The organism is Paenibacillus sp. J22P51, from assembly GCF_059692215.1.
In genome coordinates this window covers 117,577-124,815 of record NZ_JCAUAZ010000015.1, presented here as the reverse complement: position 1 = coordinate 124,815, position 7,239 = coordinate 117,577, and the positions used below count along the sequence as shown (strand labels likewise).

The window sequence follows — 7,239 nt, the reverse complement described above, 5'->3', positions numbered from 1 at the left end:
AATGGATGAATCACTGCATTTTCCGCGAAATAGCGTCCTCTCGTTCCGCAATTTCCCTGGAATCGGACAAAATGATCAAATAGCGGAACCACGTTCCGTTTCTCAGCGGGCGAGGTAGGGCATGGTAGGAATTTGAGTAACTAGCTTGTTCAAGTGACTAGTGATAGCTCAGGTTGGCGGGGTATCAGGATATCATCGTAGGATGGCAGAAGTAGTAGTAGCACGTTTCAAGTAATTAAACCAAAAACCCCACCTCATCTGAAGTGGGGTAATCATTTGCTTATGTGGTGCTTATACCTTACGCGAAGTCAGCTTCGCTTGCGTCAACAGCATCAAGTAATCGTAGCCGCCAGCCTTGGAGTCGGTACCCGACATGTTGAATCCGCCGAACGGATGCACGCCGACTAGCGCTCCTGTACACTTACGGTTGATGTACAAGTTACCGCAATGAACGGTTTCCAACGCTTCTGCGATGCGATCTTCGTCTGTCGAGAAATACGATCCCGTCAAACCGAACTCTGTATCGTTGTACATCGCAATCGCTTCTTGCCAATCTTTCGCTTTCGCAAGCGCAAGCACTGGTCCAAAGATCTCCTCCTGCATCAAGCGTGCTTTACCGCTCACATCGCCGAACACAGTTGGCTGAATGTAGTAACCATTACCTTCTGCTTTGCCGCCACCAGCAAGCAGTGTGCCTTCGCCTTTACCAATTTCGATATATTCCAAAATTTTGTTATACGACGCTTGATCAATCACCGGACCTGCCGCGAAGTTCATCTCAGGCAAACCACTTTGTAGTTTATTCGTGTAAGCAACGACTTTCTCCACCACTTCGTCGTAGACGGATTCTACGATAATTGCGCGGGAGCCAGCGGAGCATTTCTGTCCTTGGAAGCCGAAAGCAGAAGCCACAATTGCAGCTGCAGCCGCGTCAAGATCAGCGGTTTCGTCAACGACGATACCATCTTTGCCACCCATTTCAGCAATAACACGCTTGATCCAAATTTGACCTGGCGCCACATCAGCAGCAAGTCTGTTAATACGTAAGCCGATCTCTTTGGAGCCTGTGAAAGAGATAAAACGCGTTTTCGGATGCGTCGTCAAGTAGTCGCCTACCTCAGCGCCACTGCCTGGGATGAAGTTAATAACACCTGCAGGCAGACCAACTTCCTCCATCAAAGCAACAAATTTGTGCGCAATCACAGGAGTTGTGGATGCTGGCTTCAGTAATACAGTATTCCCAGAAACAACTGCGGAAACCGTCATTCCCACACAAATCGCAAGCGGGAAATTCCATGGGGGAATAACAACGCCAACACCAAGCGGGATATAGGAAATTTGGTTATTCTCACCAGGAATTCGCACCAGTGGCTGCGTCTCATTAATTTGGCTCAAACGAATCATTTCACGTGCATAGAACTCGATGAAATCAATCGCTTCTGCCGTATCAACGTCAGCTTCTACGTAGTTTTTACCGGACTCAAGGATCATCAGTGCCGAAAATTCATGCTTCCTAGCACGCATAAGCGCAGCTGCTTTGAACAAATATTCCGCGCGTTCTCTAGCAGGAACCTTTTTCCAGGACTCAAAAGTTTCAAGTGCAACGTTCATAGCTTTTTCAGCCAAAGCCTGATCCGCCTTACTCACGTACCCGATCACTTCATCCACATTTCCTGGGTTGATTGATGTAATCTTCGCTTCTGTCATAACCTTTTCGGCACCGATATATAGCGGATACGTTTGACCAAGCTCACCCTTCACTTTCGCGATCGCCGCTTGCATTGCCTTCACATTGTCCTCTTGTGCAAAATTCGTAAACGGCTCATTCGTATATGGACTTACTTTCGTTGTTAGTGTATTCATGTATAATTGCTCCTCTCCGAATAGAAAGCTTATTTTTATTTGAACATATTTTTAAGAACAAACCAGACGTTAGCTGGACGCTCTGCTAATCTTCTCATGAAATAACCGAACCAATCCACGCCATACGGCACATAAATACGGACACGGTATCCTTCTTTCACCAGCTGCTTTTGCAGGTCTTCACAGATGCCATACAGCATTTGGAACTCAAATTGATCTTTGGAGATTTTGTTTTCACTTACGAATTGTTTTGTAAAATGAATAATAGCCTCGTCATGGCTTGCGATCGCGGTATAATGTCCGTTCAAAAGGTGTTTTTGAATGATGGCTTTGTAATTCTCATCGACTGCACTTTTCTCTGGGAAAGCAACCTCTGGAGACTCTTTATAAGCACCTTTGACCAATCGTAAATTCGCACCAAGTGCATGTAAATCGTCCATATCCTGCATCGTACGGAACAAATAAGCCTGAATTACAATCCCGACATTATCGTATTCTTGACGCAGTTCGCGGTAAATATCGAGGGAAACCTGACAATGCGCATAATCCTCCATATCAATCCGAACAAAATTGCCATGTTGACGAGCACGGTCTAGAATCCGTTTCATGCTGGTCACGCAAAGCTCTCTGCTAATATCAAGTCCTAACGAAGTCATTTTCAAAGATAAATTGGAGCGTACACCTGACTCGGCAATCGCATCAAGTGTTTGTATACACATGGCAGCTGATTCCAAAGCTTCTTCTACGCTAAAAACAAACTCGCCTAAATGATCCAACGTCGCTACGCGGCCATCTTGATTCAAACCACGCACCGCGTCAATCGATTGCTGGATCGTCTCACCAGCCACAAAACGTGCTGCGCCAAAACGGAGTCCATATTTTTTCGCTAAGCGATTGGCTGCGCGACTTTTTCCTAGGGATTGAAACATATTTCGCATCATGAGTTCCATCTGTGGTTGCCTCCAAGAAGAAATTGTACACTTTTGTTTAATTTATAATTGGATTATACACTTTATTTTTGTTTTTGAACACTATTTGTTCATATTAATTTTTGGAATTGTACAATTTCCTTAATTTCCTCCATATCTGTACGATATTCAGCTAAGAGACAACATGTGTTGAATCGCCTACCTTTTCATGGTAAATTAAAACCAAATAAGGCTGATAAATGAGGTTAAACATGTTCATTCCTGAACACTTTCCATTGAACACACGTATTCAATCACTTCCTATAGAGACGACACTTACGGAGCTCACTTCTTTTATTCAAAAAGGAACAGCCGTCATAGTCCATCAAGAACGTACCATGGCGTTATTTACTCCAGAGGATGCAGAGTTGTTGAAGGCTTTTGAAGCAACGAAAGTGCTGGCTCAGCTTGTGAGCAACGACTATTTTAACGTTCCGATTTGTTCAATTGAGGATCTTCACGACCAAGACCACATCCAAGAGCTTATTGGTGGAAGAAGTCGCCCCTTTCTATGTAAAGACGAACAAGGCACCATTCTAGGCTATGTCACCCAAGCAGCTTATGTCGCATATGCGATGAAAGAAGGACAGAAGTGGTATGCTTACTTCGCTGCCCTGGCGGATACCGTGACTGACGCCGTAACGGTCGTAGACCGGGAAGGTGCCGTTATCTGCTGGAACCCTGTCGCGGAAGAGCTCTATGGGCTGCCGCGTGCTGACATTGTGGGCAAGCGTATTGGTGAACATTTCGATGTGGAAACCTTAATGGTTTTGAAAATGTTAGATGAAGGCCGCCTCATCCGTAATACGTATCATCGCCCACGGCCCGACACGCATGTTCTCATCAATGCTTCACCGATCAAAGATGCCGCGGGCACGATCATTGGCGGTATCGCAACTGAACAAGATATTACCCAATTGGTTCGCTTGAACGAACAATTGACAACCGTCGAGTCCGTTGGACTTCCAAATGAAGCTTCGCAAGAGGACCCTTTTGCCCTTATCAAAGGAAAGGGGCCCGCCATCGGCAAGGTCATTCAATGGGCCAAAAAAGTCGCCAGAACGGATACCCCCGTGCTACTTATCGGAGAATCTGGCGTTGGGAAGGAACAGCTCGCGCAAATTATTCATCAATCGAGCTCGCGCTCGGCGCAACCATTTTTAACTGTGCATTGCGGCATTGTACCTACTGGAATTTTGGAGACGGAATTGTTCGGCTATCAAGGCGGGGCATTTAGTGGAAGTGAAAGTGGGCAACCCGGTAAATTAGAACAAGCCAAAGAGGGTACACTATTTATTAACGATATTGAGAAAATGTCTCTGGAGCTTCAAGCCAAGCTCTACCGGTACATTACTCAGCAAACGCTTGTCCGCTCCGGCGGCAATCAACCCATCAATGTTAGAACTCGTATTATCATTGCAACAACGCAGGATTTGGCTAGCAAAGTTGCTTCTCATGAATTTCGAACAGACCTTTACTATGCCCTAAATGTGGTTTCCATCCGAATCCCGCCTCTGCGCGAAAGGAACGAAGATATCCCGGCGATGGTTCATATGTATCTGAAGCAATTTTCGATGCACTACCAGAAACCAGCACCTGTTCTATCGCCAGAGGTCATTTTGGCTCTGACCCAATACAATTGGCCAGGGAACATTCAAGAGCTGAAAAATGTCATCGAGCGATGCATGATCCTAAATGAAGATGAGATGATCACGTTAGAACATTTGCCACCTGCCCTGCAAGAGCATCAGCCGAGCTTGATTCAGGATGCAGAATCGTACCCTATCCAACTTAAGGAAAAAGTCTCCGAAGTGGATGAAATCACGTTAATCGAAGAAGCTTTAGCCAAAACAGCCGGCAACAAAAGCGCAGCAGCCAAGCTACTCGGGATCTCCCGCGGAACTCTTTATAATAAGATGAAAGAATTTGAGTTGGAGTAATTTTTTTGAAACAACATCCGTTAAAACCCTTGAAAATTTCAAGGGTTTTTTTGTTCAATTCCTTTCTAAATACTCGTCACTCTAGCTTAGTGGAAGGAATAAATTGAAAAGATATAACGTTTGCTGGAGTGGAGGCTTACCATGAAAGGGATCATTCTCGCTGGTGGTACCGGCTCGCGTCTGTTTCCACTAACCAAAGTGACCAATAAGCATTTGCTTCCGGTAGGAATATACCCGATGATTTATCATGCCATTCATAAACTTAAAGAAGCTGAGATTTTCGATATCTTAATTGTAACCGGGAAAGAGCATATGGGTGATGTGGTGAGCTTGCTTGGAAGCGGGCAAGAACTAGGGGTAGATTTCACTTATAAAGTGCAGGATGAAGCCGGAGGGATTGCCCAGGCTTTGGGACTTGCAGAACATTTTGTCGGAAATGACCGGATGATCGTTATACTTGGCGATAACGTATTTAATGATAGTATCCGAGCTTCTATTGAACTTTTTAAAAAACAGCTTGTCGGAGCAAAAGTTTTCTTACATGAGGTTCATGACCCACATCGGTATGGCGTTCCTGAGATGCAAGGGGAGTTGATTGCATGTATTGAAGAAAAGCCGCAATACCCTAAAAGCAGGTACGCCGTTACAGGAATTTATATGTATGATAATCGCGTATTCGATCTGATACGAACATTGAGACCGTCTGAACGAGGCGAGTTGGAAATTACAGATATCAACAATGCTTACATCGAACGAGGCGAGCTCTCGTATGACGTGTTACTGGGTTGGTGGACGGATGCTGGTACACACGAATCGCTGGCGCGGGCCAATGAATTAGCGAAAGATATCCAATTTGGCGAGGTTTTCGAGAAGCTGGTAGAGAGAAATGATAGCTAACATAATTAACAATATTACGCAAAAAAAGCTCAACTTACTATCATTCATTCCTAGTAGTAACCATAGGTTATGAACAATAGTAACTTTGAGCTCCTTTCTTTATATACTATCTTCGCTTGTTTCAATTAGTCAATCGTAATACCTGCGCTTGCATAGCCGACGACAGCTTCCGCAATGTCGAAAATGCCTGTATCGAGAGAGTATACCATTAAGAGGCGATCTCCTGCCGCAACCGCTACGCTAACGGAGGAATCAACAACATCCCTGGTCTCACCTACGAAAAGCAAACCGACAAGAGCTGAACCCAACGGTACTACGGCAGTTGTCGCCATGAAAGTATTGCTGCCAGCAGGTGCTCTGTACAAGGTTGCCGTAACAGTGACTGGGGATCCCACCACGACGCCCACCACGACGCTGAAGAATGCGGCAACAGATGTGATCGTTCCGGCTCGGGGAACCGAGAATGCGAAGTCGAGAAGTCCGCCGATGCCCGTGAGACTGATTGTTGCTCCACCTACAACGACACCATCGACGGAACTTCCGAAGCCGATGAGGCCGCCTGTATTGAGCAACCCTCCTACAACTGAAGTTAATTCAACAGGTGTACCTGATGCGAACGGAATAATTGCACTGGAACCTGCTGCTCCTGCTGCTCCTGTTGCTCCGGTTGCTCCTGTTGCTCCTGCTGTTCCTGCTGCTCCTGTTGCTCCTGTTGCTCCTGTCTCACCTGCTGCTCCTGCTGCTCCTAATGCACCAGTTGCTCCAGTAGCTCCAGTATCACCTACCCCTGGTCCCATTGGTCCCATTGGTCCCATCGGTCCCATCGGTCCCATCGGACCCATTGCTCCTGTTGCTCCTGCACCCGTTGGACCCATCGGACCCATCGGACCCATTGCTCCTGCTCCCGTTGCACCCCTCGGTCCCATTGGACCAATTGGACCCATTCCTCCTGCTGCTCCTGCTACACCTGTTGGTCCCATTGGACCCATCGGTCCCATTGGTCCCATTGGCCCGTGTGGTCCATGATCCCCTTTATCGCCTTTATGACCTTTTTCACCTGTTGGACCTGTTGGACCTGTTGGTCCAGTGTGTCCTCTTTTGCCCTCATCACCATCATCGCCTTTTTTCCCTTGAGGCCCTTTAGGCCCTGTCGCTCCAGTTGCTCCAGTCGCCCCCGTTGCTCCCATCGCGCCAGTCGCTCCCATCGCGCCAGTCGCTCCATTTAACCCTGGTGCTCCCGTTGCTCCAGCTGCTCCATTGAAGCCACGTGGACCGCGGTCTCCTTTTGGACCCTTTTTACAGCATTTCCGCTTGATTTTCACGATAACAATCTTGTGGCAGTGTTTTTTCATTTTTTTCTTACGTTTGTGACAGCCGCATCCACTTACTTTGTGGATCTTAACTCCACTTTTTTTAAGATTCAAACGTTTTTTCACTGTCGTGGTACTTTTCTTTTTGCCAACTAAGAGACCCAATAACAACACCTCCTGTGATGCTTCATCATACGAGCTATCCCAAGGGTTTGTCTGTACTTTTTGGCAATAGATGGTTGTCCAATGTAAAATATGCAT

Annotated in this window: 5 protein-coding genes; 2 read left to right on the top strand and 3 right to left on the bottom strand. The window is 46.4% G+C overall.

Annotated elements, in window-relative coordinates; translation table 11 throughout:
* Positions 1-291: 291 nt before the first annotated feature.
* Both pruA and AC58QC_RS24925 read right to left on the bottom strand, forming a co-directional pair.
* Complete coding sequence (gene pruA / locus AC58QC_RS24930; RefSeq protein WP_497417741.1) at positions 292-1,863, bottom strand: L-glutamate gamma-semialdehyde dehydrogenase; 1,572 nt, start codon at positions 1,861-1,863, stop codon at positions 292-294.
* A 35-nt stretch (positions 1,864-1,898) separates the two neighbouring features.
* Positions 1,899-2,813: a proline dehydrogenase family protein gene (locus AC58QC_RS24925; protein ID WP_497417740.1), complete on the bottom strand. Its 915-nt coding sequence runs from the start codon at positions 2,811-2,813 to the stop codon at positions 1,899-1,901.
* Between the two features lie 230 nt (positions 2,814-3,043).
* Between AC58QC_RS24925 and AC58QC_RS24920 the strand changes: the two genes are divergently transcribed.
* The gene (locus AC58QC_RS24920; protein WP_497417739.1) at positions 3,044-4,771 is read left to right on the top strand and encodes a sigma-54 interaction domain-containing protein; all 1,728 of its coding nucleotides are present in this window, start codon (positions 3,044-3,046) and stop codon (positions 4,769-4,771) included.
* Positions 4,772-4,912: 141 nt separating this feature from the next.
* On the top strand, positions 4,913-5,668 hold the full coding sequence (locus AC58QC_RS24915; protein ID WP_497417738.1) for a sugar phosphate nucleotidyltransferase: 756 nt from the start codon (positions 4,913-4,915) through the stop codon (positions 5,666-5,668).
* Between the two features lie 125 nt (positions 5,669-5,793).
* On the opposite strand, the gene AC58QC_RS24910 is transcribed toward AC58QC_RS24915, so the two are convergent.
* Positions 5,794-7,143: an exosporium glycoprotein BclB-related protein gene (locus tag AC58QC_RS24910; RefSeq protein WP_497417737.1), complete on the bottom strand. Its 1,350-nt coding sequence runs from the start codon at positions 7,141-7,143 to the stop codon at positions 5,794-5,796.
* Positions 7,144-7,239 lie beyond the last annotated feature (96 nt).